The sequence below is a fragment of the Actinomadura alba genome (genome assembly GCF_014323705.1).
In the GTDB taxonomy this organism is placed as follows: domain Bacteria; phylum Actinomycetota; class Actinomycetes; order Streptosporangiales; family Streptosporangiaceae; genus Actinomadura_C; species Actinomadura_C alba.
In genome coordinates this window covers 69,843-93,606 of sequence record NZ_JABVEC010000018.1, presented here as the reverse complement: position 1 = coordinate 93,606, position 23,764 = coordinate 69,843, and the positions used below count along the sequence as shown (strand labels likewise).

Genomic DNA, 23,764 nt, shown 5'->3' with positions numbered 1-23,764 from the left:
TCCCGCCGCATTGCCTCAGGCCGCGGGGGCGTGGACGACTTCACGTTCCTGTGGCTCTGGGGTGCGTTGCCGCTCCTCGAGCCGCTTGGGCAGGGCCAGCGAGTAGAGCGGCATCGCCGCCGCTGTCGTGATCACGGCCACCAGGACCAGCATCGCGAAGAGCTCCTGGGTGATCATCCCCTGCGAGAGACCGATGTTGATGAAGATGAGGATCATCAGTCCGCGCGCGTTCATCAAGGCGCCCACCGCGTACGACTCCCGCCGGCCGAACCCGAGGCCGCGCATGGCGAACGAACAGCCGAAATACTTACCGACGAACGCGGCGGCGAGGATCAGCAGGAACGCCAGGAACATCGTGGCGCCACCCAGGCCGCCCAGTTGGGTGTTGAGCCCGGAGAAGGTGAAGAACATGGGCAGCAGGAGGACGGAGACGAGGCTCATCATGCGGTCGAGCACCAGCCGCTGGAAGGCCGCGTCCCGTGGCATGGCCAGCCCGGCGATGAAGCCTCCGAAGACCGCGTAGATACCGATCCAGTCGGTCATCCAACCCGCGATGAGCGGCACCAGCACCACCACGTACATGTGCCCGATCTGCACGTCACCGGTGCGGGTGACCGCACGGCCGAGGGGGCGCAGGAGCCTGCGCACCACGAGCAGCATCACGGCGGCGAACGCCACTGACAGCCCGATCGTGCGCATCGCGCTGCCGGTACCGGTGCCGAGGTGAAGTGCGCTCAGCACGGCCAGCAGACACCAGGCCGCCGCGTCGTCGATCGAGGCCGCCAGGAGGGACAGCCGTCCCAGTGGCGAGTTCTGCAGGCCGCGCTCATAGAGAATCCGCGCGAGCATGGGGAAGGCCGTCAGGGACAACGCGCCGCCGAGGAACGCCGCGAACAGCCAGCGGTCGACGTCGGGGCGCGACAGCGTGCTCCACAGGACCAGGCCGGTTCCGCCGCCGAGAATCAGCGCCGGGAAGATGCCCGATATCGCCAGCACGAGAGGCCGGCGCAACCCGGCCTTCTCGCCCGGCCGGGAGCCGTGGTCGAGGCCCGCGCCGACCAGGAACATGTACAGCGTGAGACCGATGGTGCTGAGCACGTAGAGGACCGGTTTGACCTCAGGCGGAAAGATGTTCGCCTGAACGCCGGGGAAGAGCCAGCCGAACAGGGTCGGGCCGAGCAGCACGCCGGCCACCATCTCGCCGAGGACGCGCGGCTGCCACAACATGAGTGCCAGCCGGCCGCACAGACCCGACGTGATCAGGATGACGACCATGGCCGGGAAGACCTTGAGGATCAGTTCGAGGTTCTTGTCGGTGGCGGCGACCGCGAGTGATTGGGCGTTCATCGAACCTCCGTTGATGCCCGGAAAATATTTCCGGGGCCGATCCTCTGGCGAATTGTTAGTGGCCCGCTCGCGGCTCGCTCGAGCCGGTGACACGAGCGCTCGAAGGCGGCGAGAGCAACGGCACCGCTTTATTGACAATTTTTCAGTCAAGGTTCGAAAAGGCTTACTATCGGCCGTCATAAACATGTATATCTAGCCCCGGCTTTTAGGAAGGCGACATGAGGTTCCGACGCCACCCTCGATCTCGGCTCCTTCTCGTCACAACCGCCGTGCTCCTCACGACGCTCGCCGTCCCCCCGGTACGAGCAGACGCACCCCGCTCCGCAGCGGTGTCCGGTCCGGCAGCGATGTCCGGTCCCGCCGGGGAGGCCGTCGCCGGCCTGCGGCCCGGCATGCGGCTTCCGAGCGGTGCCCGCCTTTCTGAGGTTCGGCGTGTCGGCCACCGCACCATTGACGTGACCCTCGACTCTCCGGCGCTCGGCACTGCCGGCCACGCGCGAATCCTGCTTCCGCCGAACTTCGCGGCGTGGCGCACCAGGCGCTGGCCGACTCTCTACCTGCTCCACGGATGTTGCGAGCCGATCCCCGGCTGGACCGAGTGGACCGTTCACACCGATGTCGAGCGGCAGACCGCTCGCTACGACGCCCTCGTCGTCATGCCCGACGGCGGTACCCATGGCTTCTACAGCGACTGGTGGAACGGAGGGCGCCACGGGGCACCCGCTTGGGAGAGATTTCACCTGACCGAGCTCCGGCAGCTGGTCGAACTCGGGCTCCGGGGCGGCCCTCAACGGGCCATCGCAGGATTGTCCATGGGCGGGTTCGGGGCACTGTCCTATGCGGCTCGGCATCCCGGGGCCTTCCGCGCCGTCGCGTCGTTCAGCGGGCTGGCCGACTCGGTCTCCGGGGCTCAGAACGTTCTCGCGGTACTCGAGGCGTTCGGAGCGGATCCCACTGCGCTCTGGGGAGATCCGGTCGCCCAGGCGCGCATCTGGCGCAGGCACAACCCGTACGACCTGGCCGCCCGGTTGCGTTCCACTCCGCTCTACATCTCGGCTGGGAACGGGACGCCTGGCCCGCTAGACCCGCCGGGCCAGGAGGCTGACCCGCTGGAGTCCTGGATCGACCCGATGAACCGGCGATTCGTCGATCAAGCCCGTGCCCATGGTGTGCGGGTGACCGCGAACCTCTACGGCCCGGGCACTCACACCTGGCCTTACTGGGAACGCGAGCTCCGCCGGAGCCTGCCGATGCTCATGGGCGCGGTCGGAGCGCACCGGGCCGGATGACGATGGGCCGCGCATTCGGCCCTCAGCGCGGCACCAGCCTTGCTTGAGCGCCTCATCAGACAGTACCGCCGGGCGTCCCGGTCGCTTCAGGCGGACGGAGCCGAGTGCGCGCCCGCGGGGCGCGCCGAGAGAAGGGTAGTGACCCATGACCACTCCAAGGAGACCGCGGCGGATGGCGTTGTGCTCCGCCGTGCTCATCGGCGCGACCGTGGCGGTCGCGCCGATGACGGCTCACCTGAACCGGCCGGCCGCGGCTGCCGCCGCCTTCGACTTCGACAAGGGCAACGCCGTGACCGGCCTGCTCTGGGTCCGGGTGGGCAACGTCATCAAGACGATCGTGTCACCCAGGGGCAACGACGCCACGCTCGTGTTCCGCATCGCGGCGCTCTCAGCGACCGCGCAGTTCGACGCGATCGCTCCGTATCACCCCACGGCCGTCGGGATCTACTCCGACCTCGGCCGCAGGCCGGCGAGCGAGGCGGCCACCAACCGGAACAAGAACATCGCGATCCTGTATGCCTCCTACCGGGTCTACAGCAGTCTCGTACCGCAGGCCTCCGCGGAGTGGCGCGCGCTCTTGACCGACGTCGGGCTCGACCCGGACGACGACCAGGAGAACACCGACACGCCCATCGGCATCGGAAACCGCGCGGGCAAGGCCGTCATCGCGGCGCGTGCGCACGACGGAATGAACCAGCTGGGCGACGAGGGCGGTCGTAAGTACAACCGCCAGCCGTATTCCGACTACGTCGGATATCGGCCGGTGAACACCGCCTACCGGCTCGAGCACCCGTCACGTTGGCAGCCCGCGACCGTGACCAAAGGCAACGGCATCTTCACGGTGCAGCAGTTCGTGACCCCGCAGATGGGCGTCACCAAGCCGTTCTCCTACGCCGACGTCAAGGATTTCCCGGTGCCGCCGCCCCACAACAGCGATGCTCGTAACCAGAAGGGCTACAAGCAGCAGGTGGACGAGATCCTGGCGACGTCGGCGGGCCTCACCGACAAGCAGAAGATGATCGCGGAGTTCTTCGACGACAAGTTCCGGGGCATCGGGTTCTCCAGCGGAAACATCGCCGTCAACAAGGGCGTGAGCCTGGATCGGTTCATCGAGCACACGGCCGCGGCCGACATCGCCGGTTTCGACGCCCTCATCGCGGCCTGGGCCGCCAAGGTCAAGTACGACGCCGTGCGGCCGTGGAGCGCGGTCCGCCATGTCTACGGTGGCAAGCGCGTGACCGCCTGGGGCGGGCCGGGCAAGGGCACCGTCCGTGACCTGCCGGCCGACCAATGGCAGAACTACCTCGACGTTCCGGACCACTCGGAGTACCCGTCCGGGTCGACCTCCGTGTGCGCCGCCGTGGCGCAGTCGGGACGGCGCACCTTCGGGACCGACGAGATCACGCTCTCGTTCCGCTTCGCCAAGGGCGCCTCCTTCGTCGAGCCGGGCATCACACCGGCCGCCGACACGACGTTGAGCTGGACGACCTGGAGCGACTGGATGCGTGACTGCGGTCTCAGCAGGCTGTACGGCGGCGTGCATTTCAAGTCGGCCATCGCGGCTTCGAGCGAGCTCGGCCCCAAGATCGGCGACCGGGCCTATGAACTGGTACGCCGTCATGTCGAAGGAAGGACCGGCCCGGAGAGCTGACGGCTCTCGCCACAGTCGTGCAACTGCACGCGACCACGGGCCATGATGACGATGTCGTCGAACAGGTCCAGTGCGTCCTCCCGGTGGGTGACCACCACCGTCGACCGGCCATGCCGTGCTCGCAGCACGTCGGCGAGCACCGCACGGCCGGTCTCGGCGTCCAAGGCTTCGGTGGGCTCGTCCAGGAGCAGGACCTCCGGATCGGCCAACAGCGCACGGGCCAGAAGCAACCGCTGTCGCTGCCCGCCGGACATGTCCCGCCCGCCTTCCCCTACCGGACAGTCAAGGCCCCCAGGCAGGCCGCCGAGCCATTCGTTCAGACGGACCTGCTCGAGCACGCGGTGAAGCTCGGCATCCTCGGCCTGCGGTTTGGCCATCAGGAGGTTGGCCCGGACGGTGGTGTTGAAGAGATGTGCATCCTGATACATGCCTCGCGCCGGCCTGAGCGAAGCCACGCCCTTGGTCGGGGGAACGAGGCCGGCGATGACGGCCAAGAGTGTTGACTTCCCTGCGCCGCTCTGGCCGAGGATGGCGACCGACCGGTCAGGAGCAAGATCCAGGTCGACCTCGTCCAGCGCCTCTGCCTTGCCGTAGCAGACGCTGACTCCGCGAAGAGCGATTCGTCCCGGCACCGTCGAAGCGGACATCTGAGCGGCAGGGAGACCGGGAGACGGCGCACTCAGCACCGACCGCACCCGCGCCAGAGCCGGTCGTAGCTCGATGTAGAGCTGCGCGGCCGCCGATATGGGCAGCATCGCCTCGAGTGCGACGAGCGTGGTGAGCACCAGCACCGCACAGAGCACCGGGCCTGCCGTGGCCGAAACCGATGCCACGCCGATCGCTGTCAGCCCCTGAACCGCCATTCCCGCGGCGACGGCCACGGCGGAGACTCCGCCGCTCACCCGTTCAAGTCGGGCCAGCCGGTGGACCTGGTGTTCGGCCGCGGCCACGGCGCGGTCCAGCGCGCCGAACGCCATCAGGTCGGCGTGGCCGTCGGAGAGATCCAGGACGCGGAGCGCCAGATCCGCCCGGGCGGCAGAGACCCGGGCCCCCAACCGGCGCGCGGCGACAGCCGACATCATCGGAATGACCGCACCGATGAGAAGCGCTCCTCCGGCCAGCATCGCGCCGGCGGCGGGGTGCAGCAAGGTGCAGAAGACGGTGGCCGCGATTCCCATGAAAGCGGACACGACCGCGGGGAGGAGGCAGCGCAGACGCATGTCCTGTGCCGCGTCCAGGTCGGCGACCATGTGCGTGAGCGCCTCCCCGTCGCGCGGCCGCGTTGGCGGCTCAGCACCGGCAGGCCCCGCACCGGCCGCTGCAGGGCCGGCCGCTGCAGGGCCGGCCGCTGCAGGGCCGGCCGCTGCAGGGCCGGTCGATATGGGGCCTTGGGCCAGGGCGCGGAACAGCAGGACGCGCAACCCTGCGATGCGGCCGAGCGCCGCGTCGTGACCCGCGAGGCGTTCCAGATAGGCGAACAGCCCCCGGGCGGTGGCGAACGCGCGTACGCCCACGATGGCCAGTCCCAGTGCGGAGAGCGGCGGCTGCTCGGCGGCACGAGCGATCAGCCAGGCGGCCGAGGCCGTCAACCCCAGCCCGCAGAGCTGGGCAGCGGAACCCGCGATGACCGCGAGCGCGGTCATGAGGGCGCCGCTTCGGGAAGCGGTCATGAGCGCACCTCCTCGAGAATACGTCCATCCCTCAGCCGCACGACTCGCTCGGCGGCCTGGAGCAGGGCGGGACGGTGCGCGACGAGTACCGCGGTGCGTCCCAGCAAAAGCCGTCGGGCCGCGTGGACCACGGCATTCTCACTCGTGGGATCGAGCCGGGCGGTCGGCTCGTCGAGCAGCAGAATCGGGGCGTCGCGCAGGTATGCCCGGGCCAAGGCGATTCGTTGCCGTTCGCCGGCGGACAGACCGGCTCCCCGTTCGCCCAGCACGGTGTCACGGCCCTGTGGGAGCTCCTTCACGAAGGTCTCGGCCCGCGCGGCGAGGAGGGCGTTCTGCACCGCGTCCTCGGACGAGTCCGGAGCGCCCAACCGTACGTTGTTCGCCACGGACTCGGCGAAGAGATGTGGAGCCTGCGGCACCCAGGCGATACGCCGCCGCCAGGCGGCGCCGTCCAAATCCGACAGGTCGGCGCCGTCCACCAGGATTCTGCCGTCGTCAGGGCTGACCAGACCGAGGATGACCGCCAGCAGCGTGGACTTTCCCGCACCGCTGGGCCCGGTGAGGGCTACGACTTCTCCCGGCCGGACGACCAGTGAGACGTTGTCGAGGGCGAGCCGCTCGCCATAACGGACGGTGACGTTCTCCAGGCGGATCTCCACACCACGCGTCGCCGGTCGGCGGCCCGCGGGTTCGGTCCCCGGATTTCCAATGACGCGTGCGGCCTCCTCCGCGACCGCGAGCCCTTCGGCCGCGGCGTGGAACCGGCTGCCGAGGGCGCGCAGGGGAAGGTACACCTCCGGCGTCAGCAGCAGCACGAGCAGGGCGGTCCGGTAGTCGATTCCACCGTCCAGCAGCCGCAGGCCCACTGGGACGGCCACCAGCGCGACCGACAGCGTCGCCACCAGTTCAAGTACGAGTGCGGACAGGAAGGCCACCCGCAGCACTCTCCTGGTCGCCAGTCGGTGCGCCTCGGCCATCCTGCCGACTTCCGCCTCCTGGTGGCGGAGCCGGTCGAAGGCCCGCAGCGTCGACATTCCCGCGACGACGTCGCGGAAATGACCGCCGAGGCGGTTCAGCCGTTCCCATTGCAAGCGGGTGGCGTCGCGGGTGTACCAGCCGACGAGGATGCCGAAAACCGGTACGAGCGGCAGCGTCACCAGCACCGTCAGTCCCGCCGCAACATCCGCGGTCAGCAGTCGCACCAGGATCAACGGCGGGACGATCGCGGCGACCGCGAGTTGGGGCAGGTAACCGGTGAGGTAGGGGTCGAGTGCGTCCAGGCCCTTGACGATCAGAGTCGGCCCGCCACGCGCGTGTAGCAATGACGATCGTAGGTCGGCCTTGGCATCCGCCGCGGTTCGCCGGGCGTACTGCGCGGTGGCCCACGACAGGCCGGCCCGGAGCGCGACCGTCCCGGCGAGCCAGGGGAGGGGGCCGGCATCGGGCGGAGCCAGCGCACGGACCACGAGCTCCGCCTGCGCGAGCACCAGCAGCCCCTGGACGACCGCCAGCGGCGCCAGTACCCGCAGCAGCCGCCTGCGATCGACGCCCGGGATCTCTTGACCTCTCACGGGTGCCTCCTCATGGCCGCACGCTCAGAGGTACGTCGGACCTGTGACGCGGTGCCGGAAGAGCCACCACACCCAGGCCTGTGCGGCCACGAGGAGAGGCAGGACCACGGCCGTGGTGACCGCCAGCCAGGAGGCCGATTCCGTGACGTTGTCCCGCAGTGGCAGCCGAGCCGCGGCGACGAGCGGAAGCAAGGTCATGCCCGCCGAAGTGAGCAGGAACGTGATGCGTTCCCCGGACGGCCCCGACAGTGCGCGGGCCCGGCCGTGGGGGGCGTCGTGCAGGCGCAGGGCTGCGAACGCCGCTCCGTGCAGGCCGAAGAGTGCCCATGCCGCTCCGACACCGATGAGGGGGAACAAGGAGGCCTCTGGCTCGAGCCGGTAGAGGAGCAGGCTTCCGATGGCCCAGCCCCACGCGCCCGTCACCAGCCAGCTTCCGGTGGTGATGGCCCCGTCCCAGAACGTCTGCCAGCGGACGGCATCCAGACGCCCACGAAGCCAGAGTCCGGCGTCTCGGATCACCCAGCCGGTCAGGAGCGCTGCGACCACGACGAAGAGCTCGGTGAACAACTCGCCTTCCAGCGTGGGGAACAGACCGACCAGGAGGCCGGCGGTGAGAATCAGCCAGACCTCGTTTCCGAGGAAGAACGGGGCGAACGAGGCGATCACCAGACGGCGCTCCCGAGCGTTGCGGCCCAGGAAGAACAGCGCCATTCCGGTGCCGAGGTCGGTGCCCGCGAGCACGAAATAGCCGATGGCGACGAAGGCCAGCAGGCCGATGGCGAGGACTTCCATGCGAATTCCTTGTCGTGAGGTCCTGGTCGGCCGATCCCGGCCAGGAGGTCACCGGTCAGAAGGTCGGCACCGGCTCAGGCTCCTCGTCCGGGTCCGGCGGCATGCCCAGTGCCGAACCTTCCGGGCCCCGGGCGGCGAAACGCGCCAGCAACCAGGCGTCCAGAACGAGCAGAGCGCCGAACAGCAGGGTGAAGACCACGAGCGTGAGCCGCATGTTCCCCGCGGAGACCGACGGCGAGATCGCATCCTCGGTCCTGAGCACCTCGGTGATCGTCCACGGTTGACGCCCGACCTCGCGGAACAGCCAGCCGGCGATCGTGGCGATGAACGGCAGCGCGATGGACCACGTCAGCAGCCGCCGCCAGAAGCGCGTCACGGGCCCGGCGTGCGTCTTGAACGCCAGCGGCAGGTTGATGAGGAGGAGCAGAACCATCAGGAAGCCGAGCAGGATCATCACGCTCGCCGGCACGTTGATCCAGTCCGGCGGGCGGTAGTCGCCGGGGCCGAGCCGGGCGGTGAGCTCAGCCTGGACCTTCTCCTGCTCGGCGGTGTCGCCCCGGCTCACCGCGAACTTCATCGGCACGCTGTCGCCCACCACCGCGAACTGGCCGAAGCCCACGATCACGGTGAACAACGCGGCGGGCGCGGCGGTGACCACACCGATGCGCAAGGAACGGCGGAACAGATCCAGGTCGGTGGTCTGCTTACGCAGGTGATAGGCGCTGATGCCGGCAAGGAAGAAGCCCCCGGCCAGCAGGCCGGCACCGACGACGTGGGCCAGCGCGATGAGCGTGTCCTCGTTGGTGAGGACCGCGGCCAGGTCGACCAGCTCCAGCTCGTCACCGCGTTTCTCGTAGCCCACCGGATTCTGCAGGAATCCGTTGGCGGCGAGGATCCAATAGGCCGAGGCGTAGGCGGTGATGGCCACGACCCAGATCAAGGCCAGGTGCACCCATTTGTTCAGGTGGTTCCAGCCGAAGATCCACAGGCCGAGGAACGTCGACTCGATGAAGAACGCGATGAGCGCCTCCATCGCCAGAGGGGCACCGAAGACGTCGCCGGCCATGTCGGTGAGCCCGCTCCAGTTCAGCCCGAACTGGAACTCCATGACGATGCCGGTGATGATCCCCATGCCGTAGTTGATGATGTAGAGCTGACCCCAGTAGCGGGTCATCCGCTGGTGAACACCGCTGCCGGACACCGTGGCCCGTGTTTGGGCGAAGACCAGGAAGGCCGCCAGCCCGAGGGTCAGCGCAACGAACAGAAAGTGCGCACCCGCAGTGATCGCGAACTGCAGTCGCGCCAGGTCGAGCGTCTCCGCGTTCATGAGATTCATCGTGGCGGGCCGGCGGTGGCCTGTCGTCGGCCCGGGGTCGACAGTTGATTGTCAACCTTGGGAGACCCAGGGCGCTGACCGGATCAGCCAAATAGTAGTCATGTATAGTGGCCGTGCTGGGTCGGCTTTTCCGGAAGGGTTGCGATGAGGCTCCATCGCCGGTCCCAAGGCTTGGCCTTGGACGCGGCGATCGCCGCCACGACCCTCGCCCTCGTCCTGGGCTCCGCGCTCATGCAGGACGGCCCCGGTCCGTCCCCAGCCCAGGTCATCCTCACACTGCTCGCCTGTGCTGCGTTGATGCTCCGGCGCCGCTTCCCCGTCGCGATCCTGGCCTTCACACTGGCGGCCTCTGCGCTCTCGGGCTCGATCGGCGACTCCGGAGGGCCGATCTTCATCCCGTTCATCATCGCCCTCTTTACCGCGGCGGCTGAGGGGCGGCTCCCCGCCGCCGTCCTTTTCGCGGTGGTCGGAATCATGGGAATGATCCTCCGCAACTCCGCTGAGCCGGACCAGGGGACGGAAGAGGGCGCCATCCTCATCGCCGGCTGGCTGGTGGCCGTGCTGGCGGTCGGCGGGATGACCTGGAAAACGCGCGCGTTCCTCGCCGAGGTGGAACAGCGGGCCCTGGAGGCCGAGCGGAGCCGCGAAGCCGACGGCAGGCGGCGGGCCATCGAGGAACGCATGCGCATCGCCCGTGAGCTGCACGACGTGCTGGCGCACAACATTTCGGTGGTCAACGTGCGCTCCGGGGCGGCCCTGTTCCACCTCACCGATGGGCGATCGCGCGATCCAGGCGACCTGCACGATGAGCTGGTCGAAGCACTGACCGTGATTCGGAATGCGGGCCGGGACGCCGGCAGGGAGTTGAGGGCGACGCTGGGGGTGCTCCGCCAGGCCGACGAGGAGGCCAGCACCGCCCCGGCGCCCGGCCTGGCTCGCCTGCTGGATCTGGTGGACACGGTCGAGCGTGCCGGGCTCAAGGTCCGCACCACCATGGAGGGATCTCCGCAGCGAGTACCGGCTGAAGTCGACCTCGCGGCCTTCCGCATCGTGCAGGAGGCACTGACCAATGTGGCGCGCCATGCCGACACTCGGCAGGCCACGTTGCGCATTCGTTTCGAGCTCGACGACGTCCTCATCCAAGTCGAGAACGCGGGTGCCCGGGCCTGCCGGGACCCCGGATACGGAATCCAAGGGATGCGCGAGCGCGCTACGGCCCTGGGCGGCGAAGTGAGCGCCGGTCCCTGTGGCGACGGAGGCTTCCAGGTCAGGGCCAGGCTGCCGATGCGGGAGCACGCATGATCAACGTTGTCATCGCCGATGACCAGAAACTCGTCCGAGTCGGCTTCCGGTCGATCCTCGAAGGGCTGCCCGACATCACCGTGGTCGGTGAAGCGCAGGATGGCGGTGACGCCGTCGCCCTGAGTCGCGCGCTCCGGCCCGACGTCGTGCTGATGGACATCCGCATGCCGGAGTTGGACGGCATCCAGGCCGCCCGCCAGCTCTGCGCGGACCCGCTCCTGACCGATCTCAAGGTCATCATCCTGACGACCTACGAACTCGACGAGTACATCTACGGGGCGCTGCGCGCAGGGGCGAGCGGCTTCCTCCTCAAGGACATCGACCCGGCGGAGCTGATCCATGCCGTGCGCGTGGTCGCCCGCGGCGACGCACTGATCGCCCCGTCGGTGACCCGCCGCCTCATCGGAGAGTTCGCCGGCCGGGCCGACCCGCAGGCCACGGGTCCCGGGCTGGAGACCCTGACCGACCGGGAGCGCGAGGTGCTGACCTTGATCGCTGAGGGTCTCTCCAACCCGGAGGTCGCCGTGAAGCTGGTCATCAGCCCCGCGACCGTCAAGACCTACGTGAGCCGCATCATCGCCAAGCTCGGCGTTCGTGACCGGGCCCAGCTGGTGGTCGTCGCCTACGAGTCAGGAATCGTCACGCCCCGCCGCCTGCTCTGCTGACCACGTCAACCCACGGGCAGGGGAGCACGGACGTGGTCGACGCGGACGGTGACGCCGCCGCGCGGGAACATCGCGGTGAAGCCCGTCGGCTGGACGTCGCGCGACAGCAGCGTCAGGTCGGTGCGTTGCAGCAGCCGCGCGAGGACGGCGGCGATCTCGGCGCGTGCGAGGTTGGAGCCGAGGCAGCGGCGCGCCCCGACGCCGAACGGCAGGTACTCGTAGCTGGAGGGGTGCCGGTAGCCGGGGCGTTCGCGGTCCCAGCGCTCCGGCCAGAAGCGGTCCGGGTCGGCCCAGATGCGCGGCAGCCGGTGAGTGACGTACTGGCTGAACACGACCAGGTCGCCGGCGCGGCCACGGTGCCCGGCGAAAGTGAAGTCCTCGTCCGCCTTGCGGGCCCCGGCCATCGCGGGCGGGTAGAGACGCAGCGTCTCGGAGGTGACCCAGTCGAGGTACGGGAGCCCCCGCAGCAGGCCCAGCTCCGGTGTTCGCGCGCCAAGCCCCTCCCGGACCTCGGACCTCGCCCTGGCCCAGGCCCTGCGGTCCGACCACAGGGCGTAGACCGCCCAGGACAGGGCGGCGCTCGTGGTGTCGTAGCTCGCGACGATGAGGCTGACCACCATGTCGCGGAGCTCGGTGTCGGTCATGGCGAGCCCGTCGCCGTGGGTGCTCATCAGCAGGCCGAGGACGCCGTCGCCCGGGTCGTCCGCGTTCCGCCGCCGGGTGATCTCGGCGCGGACCCGCCGGTCGATGCGGGCGAGGGCGGCCTTCGCCCGCCGCCAGAACGGGTTGGGGACGGTCTGGAGCAGCTGCTGCTTGGGCAGTGAGTAGTTCAGCAGGTGGAGCACCACCTCCAGGTCGGCGCCCAGCGACACGTGGTGGGCCGCCAGTTCCGGGCCGAAGAAGCCCCGGATGGTGGACGACCGGACCAGCGAGCGGAATATCCGGTAGAGATCGATTCGGTCCCCGGGGCGCCACGAATCGAGTGTGGTGTCCAGCTTGTCCAGGAGGACTCCGAGATATCCCGTCACCGGCTCGCGCTGGAAGGCGGGCTGAACGAGGGTGCGCCTGCGGTCGTGGCCGGGCCCGTCGCTGACCAGCAGCGCCGTCTCGCCCGCGAGCGGGATCAGGGTCTCGAAGCCCCCGCGCCAGCGAAATATCGAGGAATTGCGAAAGATGAATTCATTGGCTTCCGGCCCGAAGAGGAACGTCGTCTTCAAAGGGCCGTACCCATAGGTCGCGACGGGTCCCGAGCGCCTGCTCAGATCGCGCATCGCATAGGCCATCCGCTGATCGAATTCCCGGGCCAGCCGGAGGTCGTCCAGAAGGGTGAATTGCATCGCGGCACCTCTCTTCCATTCGAGCACTGCGTCAGGGTGGATACGCGCCACGTTTCCACTGTCCACACCGGCTTTGCCGGAGTCAACGCCAGAGATCTCTGCCCCTTGGGCGAGTGTACAAGTCGATCTTGCCGTGTTATTTATATGCGCGATTATAAAACACCATTGTTGGCTCTGTGAAAAATTATTCGCACCGCGCCATGTAATTGCCATTCGCGAATTGGCGGAGGTAATATCACTTGCGTTGTTGATCAAGGGAGTGCAGACGTGGATTCACTTTTGCAGACGATGTCGTCCTCACCGGGGAATGTGGGAGAACAGTCCGGCGCGCACGTCCTGAGGCTGATGGAGCTCGAGCCGCACCGGCTGGTCGCCGCCTTCGCCACAGAGGAACGGCTCGCGGCCGACCTGCTCGCGTGCGTCGACCTGGTACGCGAGGAGGCCGGGAGCGGGGACGAACTGATTGCTCGCGCGCTGTCCGGCGTCGTGTCCGGCGGCAAGCGGCTGCGCCCGCTGCTGGCGCTCGCCACCGCCTACGCGACCTGGATCGGCACGCCGGGCGCGGAGCGGGCGGCGGACCGTGACCGGGCCGTGCGCGCCGGGGCGGCGGTCGAACTACTGCACCTGGCGAGCCTCGTCCACGACGATGTCATGGACGAGGCCGGCGTCCGGCACGGCGTGCCCACGGCCAACGTGCGCGACGGCAACATCCGCGCGGTGCTGGCCGGAGACTTCCTCCTCGCCCGCGCGGTCGCCGTCGCGTGCGGGCTGGGACAGCGCGAGGGCATGCTGGTCTCGGAGACCTTCGCCCGGCTCTGCGACGGGCAGGCCCGCGAGTCCGCCCTGCTCTTCGACGCCGCCCGCACCGAACCTGACTACTACGACGCCATCACCGGGAAGACCGCGGCCCTGCTCGCCACCGCGTGCCGACTGGGCGCCCTGGCGGCGGGCGCGGGCACCGAGGCCGCCGAGGCCCTCACGTCCTACGGGCACCACCTCGGGCTCGCCTACCAGCTGGTGGACGATCTGCTCGACCTCACCGGATCGGACGAGCGGCTCCGCAAGCCGGCGGGCCATGACGTGGCCATGGGCGTCTTCACGCTTCCCGTGCTGTACGCGCAGGAGGAGCACCCGCGGCTCGCCGGCCTTCTGGGCGCCCTCCAGCCGGAGGACGACGGCACCGTCCGCGAGGTGGTCGACCTGGTCAAGGACTCCTCCGCGCTGCGGCGGACGCGCGCCGCCGTGGACGAGCAGACCCGGTACGCCGTGGGCGCGCTGTCGGGCGCCGCCGCCGGGCTGACACCCGCCGGGCTGGCGATGCTGTCGGAACTGGTGGCATGCCTCGCCCGCCGCGCGCACTGAGGGGGCGTCGATGACAACCTCGGCCCCCTCCGCGCCCCCGGTGCCGCTGACCGCCCGCGGCTTCGTGGCCCTGCCGCCGACCGAGCAGGTCGCGGCCATCCGGACCCGAGGCGGCGCGGCGTCCCTGGGCACCACCCTCCGGCTGGTGATAACGCTGGGTCGCCCGCGCACCTGCGTGCCCGGCCTCGTCGCCTATGCGATCGGTCTCGGCTACGCCCCTGCGCCGGTCCCGGTGGGCCACGCCGTGCTGGGCGCGGTGTTGGCCCTGCTCGTCGGCTTCTCCGCCAACCTCCACAACACCTACACCGACGTCGAGGAGGACAGCCGGAACCTACCGGGCCGGATGTGGCTGCTCTACCGGCTCGGGCTGCGGCGGCTGGCCTGGACCCTCGCCGGGCTCAACGCGTTCATGGTGGGCGCGGCCGTGGTGTTCGGGCCCGGCTTCGTGGTCTTCACAGTGATCGGGCTGATCGGTCTGCATCAGTACTCGTTCCGGCCGCTGAGGCTGAAGGCGCGGCCGCTGCTCGGCCTGTACGTCTTCGCGCAGGCCGTCGTCGGGCCGTTCCTGATCGGCTGGTTCATCGGCCAGGACGGCGTGCGCGGCCTCCCCGGCCCGGTCTGGGGCATGTTCGGCTTCCTGTTCGCCTGGTTCGTCGCCAAGGGCCTGGTGAAGAACGTCCCCGACTTCGACGGCGACCACGCGGCCGGGCTGCGCACGTCGGCCACGCTGTTCCCCACCCGGACCGCCGCCGCCCGATGCGCCGCGCTGGTGACCGTGGCGGCGTACTTGTGCCTACCGGTGCCGGTCGTCGTCGGCGCCTCCCCGATGGCCGTGCTCTGGGCGCTGCCCTGGAGCCTCGTCGCCGCCTACCAGGGCGTTCGTCTGGTGCGGGCCGAGGACGCCGCCGCTGCCAACGCCGTGCTGCGCGGCGACATGGTGTTGTCGAGCGCCTTCTTGGCGACCGTGCTGCTGCTCCAGGAACCCCGTTGGAGCAGCGTCGCCGTCATCGCCGCCGGCGCCCTGATCATCGCCGCGAGCGACCTGCTCGCCATGGACTCCCGCCGCGACGCCGACACCGGTTCCATGCCGACCCGTGAGGAGCCAATCGCAATGAACCCCCCGACCGGAACATCCGCCCGTCCCGCCACCCCCCAGGAGCTCTTCGACCGGATCGCGCCCCGGTACGACCTGTTCAACTCGCTGCTCAGCGCCGGTTCCGACCGGCGCTGGCGGCGCGAGGTCGCCCGCCGCCTCGCGGCGCCCCCGGGGGCGGACGTCCTGGACGTGGCCACCGGAACCGGGAGCCTGGCGATCGCCGTCGCCCGGCACCGCCCCGACGCGCGCATCGTCGCCTGCGACATCAACGCCTCGATGCTCGCGGTGGCCGCCAGGCGGCTGGAACGGCAGGGCCTCTCCGGTCGGATCACGCTGAAGTCGGCGCCCGGCGAGCTGCTCCCGTTCCCGGACGCCTCGTTCGACGCGGTCTGCATCGCCTTCGCCATCGACGACATGGCGGACAGGCGCGCGTGCGCGGCGGAGATGGCGCGGGTGCTCCGCCCCGGCGGGCACCTGGTCCTGCTGGAGCTCGGAGTCCCCGAGCAGCCGGTGCTGCGCTCGCTCTACCTGGGTGGGCTGGGCGTGATGAGCCTGCTCGGGCGGGCCCGCGGCATGAGCGGCTACCGGCACCTCCGCGAGGAGATCATCACGTACCGGGGTCCCGAGGCCGTGCGCTCCCTGCTGATGGACGCGGGCCTCACCGAATACACGCGGACGCCCCTGACCGGGGGCATCGCGGTCGTGCACGCCGCCGTCCGAGAGAAGGGCTGACCGGGATGCAGGCCAACCGACATGTCTACAGCGAGCTGGCCGGGCGGCGCAGATTCGCCGACGCGCTGGTCACCGCACTGGCCGGCGCGGGCGTGACCGCGGTGTTCGGCATGCCGGCCGAGTCGCTGAACGCCTTCGTCGACGCACTGCGGCGCGACGGCCGGATCCGGCTCGTCGGTGTGCGCCACGAGGGCGCCGGCGCGCTCATGGCCGCCACGTACGGCAAGCTCACCGGGCTGCCCGGCGTCTGCATGGGCACCGCCGGGCCGGGCGCCACACATCTGCCGCTGGGCCTGTACGAGGCGCACGCCGACCGTGCCCCGCTGCTCGCCCTCTCCGGGCAGGTTCCCGTCGAGCAGGTGGGGCTGGAGTCCTTCCAGGAGATCGACCCGGTGGCGCTGATGGACGAGGCGGCCCTGTACAACCGCCACGTCACGGTGCCCGGGCAGATCGGGATGGTGCACCGGGCCATGGCCGAGGCGGCGCTGCGGCGCGGACCCGCGCACCTCGCCTGCTCCTCGGACGTGTTCGCCGCGCCCCTCCGCGGGGTCCCCGAACCTCCGGTCCGCCGACCTCCCGCCGCGGGCGGCGCCGCCGACAAGGCCCTCCTGGAGCGGGCCGCGAACCTGCTCTCCGGGGCCAGGACCGCCGTGATCGTCGGCGCCGTGCCGTCCGATCTCGCCAAGGACATCGACGCGCTCGCCGAGCGGATCGGTGCGCCCGTGCTCGTCCTGCCCGAGGGTTACCGCTACTTCGCGGCGCTGCACGACGGCCCTGCCCTGCCCGTCCTGCAGGGCAGGACCGCCGACTACACGAGGGTGCTCGAAGGCGCCGACCGGCTCCTGCTGGTCGGGCCCTCCAGCTCCGCCGCCCGCGGCCTGGCCGGCGGGCACCCCGTCATGCAGGTGGCCGACGGCGCCGAACGCGCCCACCCCTGTCGTCCCGGCTGGGTGCGGCTGCTCGGCGATCCGGGGGAGACCCTGCGCCAGCTGCGCGCCCTCTCCCCGTCCGCCCCGGACGGGGACCTCGCCGCGGACGTGGACGACCTGCGGACCGAGCCGTCCAACCGACCCTTCTGGGAGGCTCTCGACCGTTCGCTGCCCGCCGACGGGGTGGTCGCCCTCGAGCCAGGACGAATACTGGACGGCGCGTTCGGCGCTCTGCCGGTCCGCGATCGGGTGCTGACCTCGTCCTTCGGGCTGCGCGTCGCGGGCAGCGCGCTGCCGGCCGCCATCGGAGCGTCCTTCGCTCACCCCGACCGCCGCGTCTTCGCCGTCACCACCGACCGCGGCCTCCAGGACTTCGCCGCCGAGCTGCTCACCCTGGCCCGCTACCACCTGCCCGTCTCTCTCGTATGCGTGGAGGAGGACCGCCGGACGGACGTGCGCCGCGTCGCCGGCGGGGGCGGGCTGGCCGCCGAGCGCGCCACCTCGCCCGCCGACCTGGAACGGCTGCTGTCGGCGCCACCCGGCGGGCCCGCCGTGATCACCATCCCTGCGGACGGGCTCGTCGAGCCCGCGCGCGAAGAGGTCACCCTGACGGCCCCGGCCGCCGGCTCCACCGGATCCGTGCTCACCGAGGTCCTGTCCGGGCTCGACGTCGCCGCCGCCTACGTCCGGCCCGGCGCGGGCACCGAGCCGCTCGCCGCGCTGTGCCGCAACGCCGGGATCACCGTGCACGCCGTCCACCACCCAGAGTCGGCCGCGATGACGGCCTCGGCTGTCGCAAAGCACACCGGACGGCTCACCTTGTGCCTGACGGCCCCGGACGCCGACACGGTCCTCCAGCTGAACGGCGTCTACGACGCCTCGTTCGACCATGCCCCCGTCGCCGTCCTCGGACCGCCGGGCGTCGTGGTGGACGGCACCCGCCTCCTGGCCGACGCCGCCCGAACGCTCAGGGTCGGCGACGATCCGGGCGCCACCGAGGAGGCCGCCCACGCGCTGGGCACCGCCGCGGCCGAGGGCCACGCCGTCTACCTGGAGATCGACCCCGCCTCCCTGGACCGTCCGGCGCGCGGGCGCCTCCCGGCCGCGGCACCACCGGCGTCCACGGCCGTCCTGCCCGGGACCGCCGAGCTCGACGCCGCCGCCGCGCGGCTCGCCGGCGCCCGCCGACCGGTCATCCTCATCGGACGCGGCGGCCGGGGCGCCGGGGCGGAGATCGCCGAGTTGGCCGGCGCGCTCGGCGCGCCCGTCGTCAGCACCATGCCGGGCAGGGGCGTCCTGCCCGACCACCACCAGAACTACGCCGGGGCGGTCGGCTCGTCCGGCCACCAGTGCGCGACCAAAACCCTGGAGGCCGCCGACGTCGTCGTCGCCTTCGGCATCTCCCGGCGTGGCGCCTCGGCCTTCGACCTGCCCGGCGACTACGTCCTCGTCCAGATCGACCACGACCTCGGCCGGCTCGCCAACGCCGCCCGCGCCGACCTGGCCCTGCACGGCACCGCCCGGCATACCGCCCAGGCGCTCGCCGAGCGGATCGGCACCGCCACTCCGCCCGAGGCCGACCGGCAGGCGTTCGTGCGCGCCTGCCACGACCGGTTCCTCGCCACTCGGCGGCGGCGCAGCCGCATACCCACCCGGGCGAGCAGCCCCATCAGGCCGTCCGCGCTGGCGCTGGCGCTGACCGACGAGCTCGGCCGGGGCCCCGCCGCGCCCCTGGTCACCGTGGACGTCGGGCTCACCACCCTCTGGATCTACCGCTACCTCACCGGACGGCAGGACTTCGTGTGGACCAGTTCGTTCGCCACGATGGGCTTCGCCGTGCCCGCCGCCGCCGGCATCGCGAAGTTCACCGACCGGCCTGTGCTGGCCGCCGTCGGCGACGGCGGCGTCGCCGTCACCCTCAGCGAGCTCGGCACGCTGCGCGACCTCGACCTGCCCGTCGTCGTGGTCGTCTTCGACAACGGGCGGCTCGGCGCCATCAAGTTCGAGCAGGAGATCATGGGCTGGCCCGAATACGGCTCGTCCCTCCACAACGGCGACCTCGCCGAGATCGCCCGCGGCTACGGCCTCGCCGCCGAACGGGTCACCACGATGGCCGGGCTGCGCCGCGCCCTGCGGGTCGCGCGCCTCGCGCGGCGCCCCTACCTGATCGACGTCGTGTGCGACAGCAACGAGATCCCGGCGCCCGCACAGCAGCGGCCCGCGGCCACCCAAATCGTCGGCTACGCGCTGGCGCTGGCCCGCGAGGCCCGCCGGGGCCTGCGCCGATCTGGAGGTACGACGCGATGACCGGCATCATCATCCAGTCCCTGGCGGGCGTGATGTGGACGCTCGCCTACATCCTGATCATTCTGCGGTCCCGGCGCGACCGGGTCTACGGCATGCCGCTGGTGGCGCTGTGCGCCAACCTCACCTGGGAGTTCTACTACACGCTGGTCGAGCTGCCCCCGCACGACGACCCCACCAAGCTGGCCGCCCAGTTCGTGGTCAACTTCGTCTGGCTGGTCTTCGACCTGGTCATCCTCGTCCAGGTGCTGCGCTACGGGCCCCGTCAGTTCACATGGATCTCCCCGGCCTTGTTCTACGGGCTCTTCGCGCTCACCCTGGCGATCACTGGCCCGACCATCGTCCTGCTGAACAAGGAATTCGACGACATTTACGGCGTTCGCGCCTCGTTCGTTCAGAACCTGGCCATGTCCGCTCTGTTCCTTGTCATGCTCAACGCCCGCAGATCGGTCGCGGGCCAGTCGGTCGGCATCGCGGTCAGCAAGATGATCGGCACCGCCCTCGCCGCCCTCGGCGTCTACCTCTACCCGCCCGCCCCGGTCTACGACGACTCCGTCCTGCTGCCGTTCCTTTACATCGCCATCCTCGCTGTCGACCTCGTCTACACGTTCATGCTCGTGCGGCTGCGCCGCGCACCGGCCGCCCGGGACGAGGCGACCCCCACCACCGCGGCGGTGCCGGCGTGAGCGAGGCGAACTGGAAAGTCGAAGTGACCGGGGCCTGCATCGCCAGCGGGATGTGCGTCGGCACCGCACCCGCCTACTTCGAGCTGGACGGCGACCGCAACCGTTCCGTTCCCCGGTCGGCGCGTCCCGCCCCCGACCCCCTTCTCCTCTCCGTGGCCGACTCCTGTCCCCTCGAAGCCATCCGCGTCCACGACGCCGGTGGCACCCTGCTGGCACCCCTCGACTAGAAGGGCATCACCTTGACCGACAACGCCCCCGGCTACCCCTTCGGCGACGGAACCGGGCTCGCCCTGGAACCGGAGTACGGACGCCTGCGCGCCGAAGAACCCGTCAGCCGCGTCCAGCTCCCCTTCGGCGGCCGGGCTTGGCTCGTCACCCATCACGCCGACGTGCGGAAGGTGCTCACCGACCCGAGGTTCAGCAGCCGGGCCACCACCGCGAACCCGGACGGCCCCAGGTTCACCCCGCAGCCGCTGTTCCCCGCAGGTGTGATGAGCATGGACCCGCCCGAGCACACCCGGATCCGCAGCCTGGTCTCCAGGGCGTTCACCGGCGGCCGGGTGGAGGCGCTGCGTCCCCGCATCGCCGAGATCGCCGGCGGCCTCGCCGACGCGATGCTGGAGAAGGGCCCGCCCGCCGACCTGGTATCCATGTTCGCGCTTCCGCTCCCGGTGACGGTCATCTGCGAGCTGCTCGGCGTCCCTTACGCCGACCGGGACCGCTTCCGCGAGCTGTCGGACGCCCTGCTGTCGACCACGGCGCTCCCGCCCGAGGAGATCTTCGCCGCGGTCATGGCGCTGAACGAATACCTGGCCGGCCTGATCGAGGAGCGCCGGGCCGAGCCACGCGACGACATGCTCAGCGATCTCGTGCGCGCCCGCGACGAGGACGACCGCCTCTCCGAGCAGGAACTGGTCGAGTTCGGCGTGGGCCTCCTGGTGACGGGCCACGAGACCGCCGCCACCCAGATCGGCAACTTCATCTACATGCTGGCCCGCAACCCCGAGCAGCTCGCCGCTCTGCGCGCCGACCCCGCCCTCGTGCCCCAGGCGGTCGAGGAACTACTGAGGCACACCCCGCTCGGCGCCGTCAGCGGCATTCCCCGCGTCGCGGTCGAGGACGTCGAGCTGTCCGGCGTGACCATCCGCGCCGGCGACTCGGTGATTCCGTCCATCAACTCGGCCAACCACGACGAGTCGGTGTTCGAGGACGCCCACCGTCTCGACATCCACCGCCCGTCCAACCCCCACATCGCCTTCGGCCACGGCGTCCATTTCTGCCTGGGGGCCCAGCTCGCCCGGGCCGAGCTCCAGATAGCCCTGGAGACCCTTCTCATCCGACTCCCCGGTCTGAAGCTCGCAACGGACGGCGACGCCGACCTCGCCTGGAAGAAGGGCCTCCTGATCCGGGGCTTCTCCGAACTTCCCGTCACCTGGTGAACCGCTGAGCTCCCGCGCATCCACCGCCGCCCGACCGGTCCGGGTTGTACCAGGCGAAGCCTTCTCGCCGCGAAGGGGCAGGCATGTGCGTCGGCTTACTGGCGACGAACTCCCACGCGTGCACCAGGAACGCCGGTACTTCCCGCTTCCCTTAGCAGTGAGGTGAGCAGGTCGCTGAGGATCTGCGGGCCGTGCTGGGTGAGTATGGATTCGAGATGGAATTGCACGGATCGAAATCCTGCGCCGCGCAGGGCGTGCACTTCGCCTGTTCGGGGGTTCCGGCTGATGTCTATGGGCTTGCGCCGCCCGGTACCGGGTATGAAGTCGTGTTCGGCGCGGGCGGCGTAGGTGTTGTAGAAGCCCACGAGTTCGGATTGGCCGAACAGGTTGACCAGCTTCTGGACGCCTTGGTTGGGCACCGCACGCCGTACGATTTCAAGACCGAACTCGGTGGCGAGTATCTGGTGGCCCAGGCAGATGGATAGGAACGGGACGGTGCCGGCGAGCAGGTCACGGGTGAGCGCGCGGAGCGTGTTCATGCGTGGGTCTGTCTCGTCGCGGGGGTCGCCGGGGCCGGGACCGACGATGACGAGGTCGAATCCCTCCGGGGGCAGCGGATCGTCGAAGCGCGTGATCGTGGTCCGCACGCCGATGGCTCGCAGTTGATGGCCGAGCATCCCCATGAAGGTGTCCTCGTTGTCGACGACCAGCACACGCCGCCCGTCCAGTGCCGGGTCCGGTGTTCTCTGGTGTGCTCCGTCGAGCCAGAATCGGGACAGCGTGGCGTTGCGGGTCTTCAGTGCCTGGCGCACCCGGGGATGGCCGGCAGGTGACGCGTGCGCTCCCACCGCCGTGGGCTCGCCGCCGGTGCCGGTACGTTCCAGTGCGAGGCCGAGCGCTTCGAGCATGCCCGCGGCCTTGGCCAGGGTCTCGGCCACCTCGGAATCGGGGTTGGAGTCGCGCACGAGGGTGGCGCCGACGCCCAGGCGCAGCCGGCCGTCATCGCGGACCTCGGCGGTCCGGATCATGATCGCCGAGTCGAGCGTGCGGCTGCCCGCCGAATCGCGGCCGATCAGCGCGAGGACGCCGCCGTAGTATCCGCGGCCTGTCGTTTCATGGCGGCTGATGACCCGGAAGGCGTTCTCCAGCGGACTGCCGGTGACGGTCGGTGCGAGCAGGGTCTCTAGCAGCACGTCGCGTACGTCGAGATCGCTGTGACCGGTCAGGATGTATTCGGAGTGGGTCAGGCGCGCCATTTCCTTGAGAAATGGGCCATGAACCTGGCCGCCAGAGGTGCACATACGGGCCATCATTTTCAGTTCTTCGTCGACGACCATATAGAGTTCGTTGGCCTCTTTCGGGTCGTTGAGGAACTCTAGGAGCCCGGAAATGTCCGGGCCGGTCGAGGGATGCCGGTAGGTTCCGCTGATGGGGTTCATCGAAACGGTGCCGTCGGCCACGCTGACGTGTCGTTCTGGCGATGCGCCGATGAATGTTCCCGTGCCGGTGTGGAACAGGAACGTCCAGTACGACCCGAGCTCACCGGTCAGAAGCCGCCGGAAGATGGCGAGTTCCGTGCGAACCGAGTAATCGTCCAACCGCGCGGCAAAGGAACGTCTGATGACGAAGTTGGAACCGGCACCCTGTCCGATCTCATCGCCCAGCACCCGCTTGACGATCGCCGCGTAGTCCTCATCGCTGATATCGAATCCGGCGTCGGACACGCGCACGTTCTGCTCGGGCAAGCCTGCCAGGGCCTGACTGCGGCTGAGTTCGGCCTGCTCGTGGACGCGCATGGCGAGCAAGGGCGCATGATCGTCGCGGCAGGCGAACCCGCGTTCGGTGATCTGCCGGAACGGAATCGCCACGAGCAGGTCGTGTTGCGCGCCGGTCGTCAGCTGGCCGGGCAGGGGCAGCTCGGCGAGGCCGTCCACGCCGCAGACCTCGCCGGTCAGGACCTCCACGTGCGCGTTCTGCGCCGAGCCGGGCCGGTAAAGCAGGGCGAAGGCACGCCCGTCCTCGCCGAGGCCGGTAAGAACATCCGGGGGGCCGGCCATACTCGAATCCGTGCCGTACATATCGCTCCCCTTTGCGTGAGATCAGATCGCCCCCCTCGATTCTGCGGCGGCGAAAAGGCGTCGCACAATGACGTGAAGCCGCCATCGCGTGTTCCCGGTAACGGCCCCGGCGGCATGGCGTGAACACCTGAATAAAGTGGTACTACTCGCGCAGGTAGTGGGCGGGGAGGTGCATCGC

General features: G+C 70.0%; 17 protein-coding genes. 10 read left to right on the top strand and 7 right to left on the bottom strand.

Annotated elements, in window-relative coordinates; all coding sequences use genetic code 11:
- Positions 1–15: 15 nt before the first annotated feature.
- Complete coding sequence (locus HKK74_RS23055) at positions 16–1,347, bottom strand: cation:proton antiporter (protein WP_187245365.1); 1,332 nt, start codon at positions 1,345–1,347, stop codon at positions 16–18.
- Between the two features lie 347 nt (positions 1,348–1,694).
- Between HKK74_RS23055 and HKK74_RS23050 the strand changes: the two genes are divergently transcribed.
- Positions 1,695–2,636 carry an alpha/beta hydrolase gene (locus HKK74_RS23050; RefSeq protein ID WP_222722625.1) on the top strand — a complete coding sequence of 314 codons (942 nt, stop codon included), beginning with the start codon at positions 1,695–1,697 and terminating at the stop codon, positions 2,634–2,636.
- 172 nt (positions 2,637–2,808) lie between these two features.
- On the top strand, positions 2,809–4,287 hold the full coding sequence (locus HKK74_RS23045; RefSeq protein ID WP_187245363.1) for a vanadium-dependent haloperoxidase: 1,479 nt from the start codon (positions 2,809–2,811) through the stop codon (positions 4,285–4,287).
- Here HKK74_RS23045 and cydC read toward each other — a convergent pair.
- Genes cydC through HKK74_RS23025 form a run of 4 tightly spaced genes read right to left on the bottom strand, consistent with a single transcriptional unit; the run spans position 4,254 to position 9,647 of the window.
- Positions 4,254–5,957 carry a thiol reductant ABC exporter subunit CydC gene (gene cydC, locus HKK74_RS23040; protein WP_187245362.1) on the bottom strand — a complete coding sequence of 568 codons (1,704 nt, stop codon included), beginning with the start codon at positions 5,955–5,957 and terminating at the stop codon, positions 4,254–4,256. The genes HKK74_RS23045 and cydC overlap by 34 nt on opposite strands.
- On the bottom strand, positions 5,954–7,528 hold the full coding sequence (cydD, locus tag HKK74_RS23035) for a thiol reductant ABC exporter subunit CydD (protein ID WP_187245361.1): 1,575 nt from the start codon (positions 7,526–7,528) through the stop codon (positions 5,954–5,956). Before cydD ends, cydC begins: the two co-directional genes overlap by 4 nt.
- 24 nt (positions 7,529–7,552) lie before the next feature.
- Positions 7,553–8,320 (bottom strand): cytochrome d ubiquinol oxidase subunit II, encoded by a 768-nt coding sequence (locus tag HKK74_RS23030; RefSeq protein WP_187245360.1) that lies wholly within the window; start codon positions 8,318–8,320, stop codon positions 7,553–7,555.
- Positions 8,321–8,375: 55 nt separating this feature from the next.
- Positions 8,376–9,647: a cytochrome ubiquinol oxidase subunit I gene (locus tag HKK74_RS23025; protein ID WP_187245359.1), complete on the bottom strand. Its 1,272-nt coding sequence runs from the start codon at positions 9,645–9,647 to the stop codon at positions 8,376–8,378.
- A 153-nt stretch (positions 9,648–9,800) separates the two neighbouring features.
- Between HKK74_RS23025 and HKK74_RS23020 the strand changes: the two genes are divergently transcribed.
- Both HKK74_RS23020 and HKK74_RS23015 read left to right on the top strand, forming a co-directional pair.
- Complete coding sequence (locus HKK74_RS23020) at positions 9,801–10,958, top strand: sensor histidine kinase (protein ID WP_425544363.1); 1,158 nt, start codon at positions 9,801–9,803, stop codon at positions 10,956–10,958.
- Positions 10,955–11,623 (top strand): response regulator, encoded by a 669-nt coding sequence (locus tag HKK74_RS23015; RefSeq protein WP_187245357.1) that lies wholly within the window; start codon positions 10,955–10,957, stop codon positions 11,621–11,623. Before HKK74_RS23020 ends, HKK74_RS23015 begins: the two co-directional genes overlap by 4 nt.
- 5 nt (positions 11,624–11,628) lie before the next feature.
- On the opposite strand, the gene HKK74_RS23010 is transcribed toward HKK74_RS23015, so the two are convergent.
- Entirely contained in the window at positions 11,629–12,960 is a 1,332-nt protein-coding gene (locus tag HKK74_RS23010) for a cytochrome P450 (RefSeq protein ID WP_187245356.1), read from the bottom strand.
- Between the two features lie 267 nt (positions 12,961–13,227).
- Between HKK74_RS23010 and HKK74_RS23005 the strand changes: the two genes are divergently transcribed.
- Genes HKK74_RS23005 through HKK74_RS22985 form a run of 6 tightly spaced genes read left to right on the top strand, consistent with a single transcriptional unit; the run spans position 13,228 to position 21,508 of the window.
- Positions 13,228–14,322, top strand: coding sequence for a polyprenyl synthetase family protein (locus HKK74_RS23005; protein WP_187245355.1), 1,095 nt, complete (start codon positions 13,228–13,230; stop codon positions 14,320–14,322).
- Between the two features lie 10 nt (positions 14,323–14,332).
- Positions 14,333–16,150 (top strand): ubiquinone/menaquinone biosynthesis methyltransferase, encoded by a 1,818-nt coding sequence (locus HKK74_RS23000; RefSeq protein ID WP_187245354.1) that lies wholly within the window; start codon positions 14,333–14,335, stop codon positions 16,148–16,150.
- Between the two features lie 5 nt (positions 16,151–16,155).
- Positions 16,156–19,386 (top strand): thiamine pyrophosphate-binding protein, encoded by a 3,231-nt coding sequence (locus HKK74_RS22995; protein ID WP_187245353.1) that lies wholly within the window; start codon positions 16,156–16,158, stop codon positions 19,384–19,386.
- Entirely contained in the window at positions 19,383–20,069 is a 687-nt protein-coding gene (locus HKK74_RS39220; RefSeq protein WP_222722624.1) for a transmembrane-type terpene cyclase, read from the top strand. Before HKK74_RS22995 ends, HKK74_RS39220 begins: the two co-directional genes overlap by 4 nt.
- A complete protein-coding gene (locus tag HKK74_RS39215; protein ID WP_222722623.1) occupies positions 20,066–20,296 on the top strand; it encodes a ferredoxin in 231 nt (76 codons plus the stop codon). The genes HKK74_RS39220 and HKK74_RS39215 overlap by 4 nt, the downstream gene beginning before the upstream one ends.
- 12 nt (positions 20,297–20,308) lie before the next feature.
- Complete coding sequence (locus tag HKK74_RS22985) at positions 20,309–21,508, top strand: cytochrome P450 (RefSeq protein WP_222722622.1); 1,200 nt, start codon at positions 20,309–20,311, stop codon at positions 21,506–21,508.
- Between the two features lie 95 nt (positions 21,509–21,603).
- Here HKK74_RS22985 and HKK74_RS22980 read toward each other — a convergent pair whose 3' ends face one another.
- Positions 21,604–23,586, bottom strand: a complete 1,983-nt coding sequence (locus tag HKK74_RS22980) for an anthranilate synthase family protein (protein WP_187245352.1) — start codon at positions 23,584–23,586, stop codon at positions 21,604–21,606.
- Positions 23,587–23,764 lie beyond the last annotated feature (178 nt).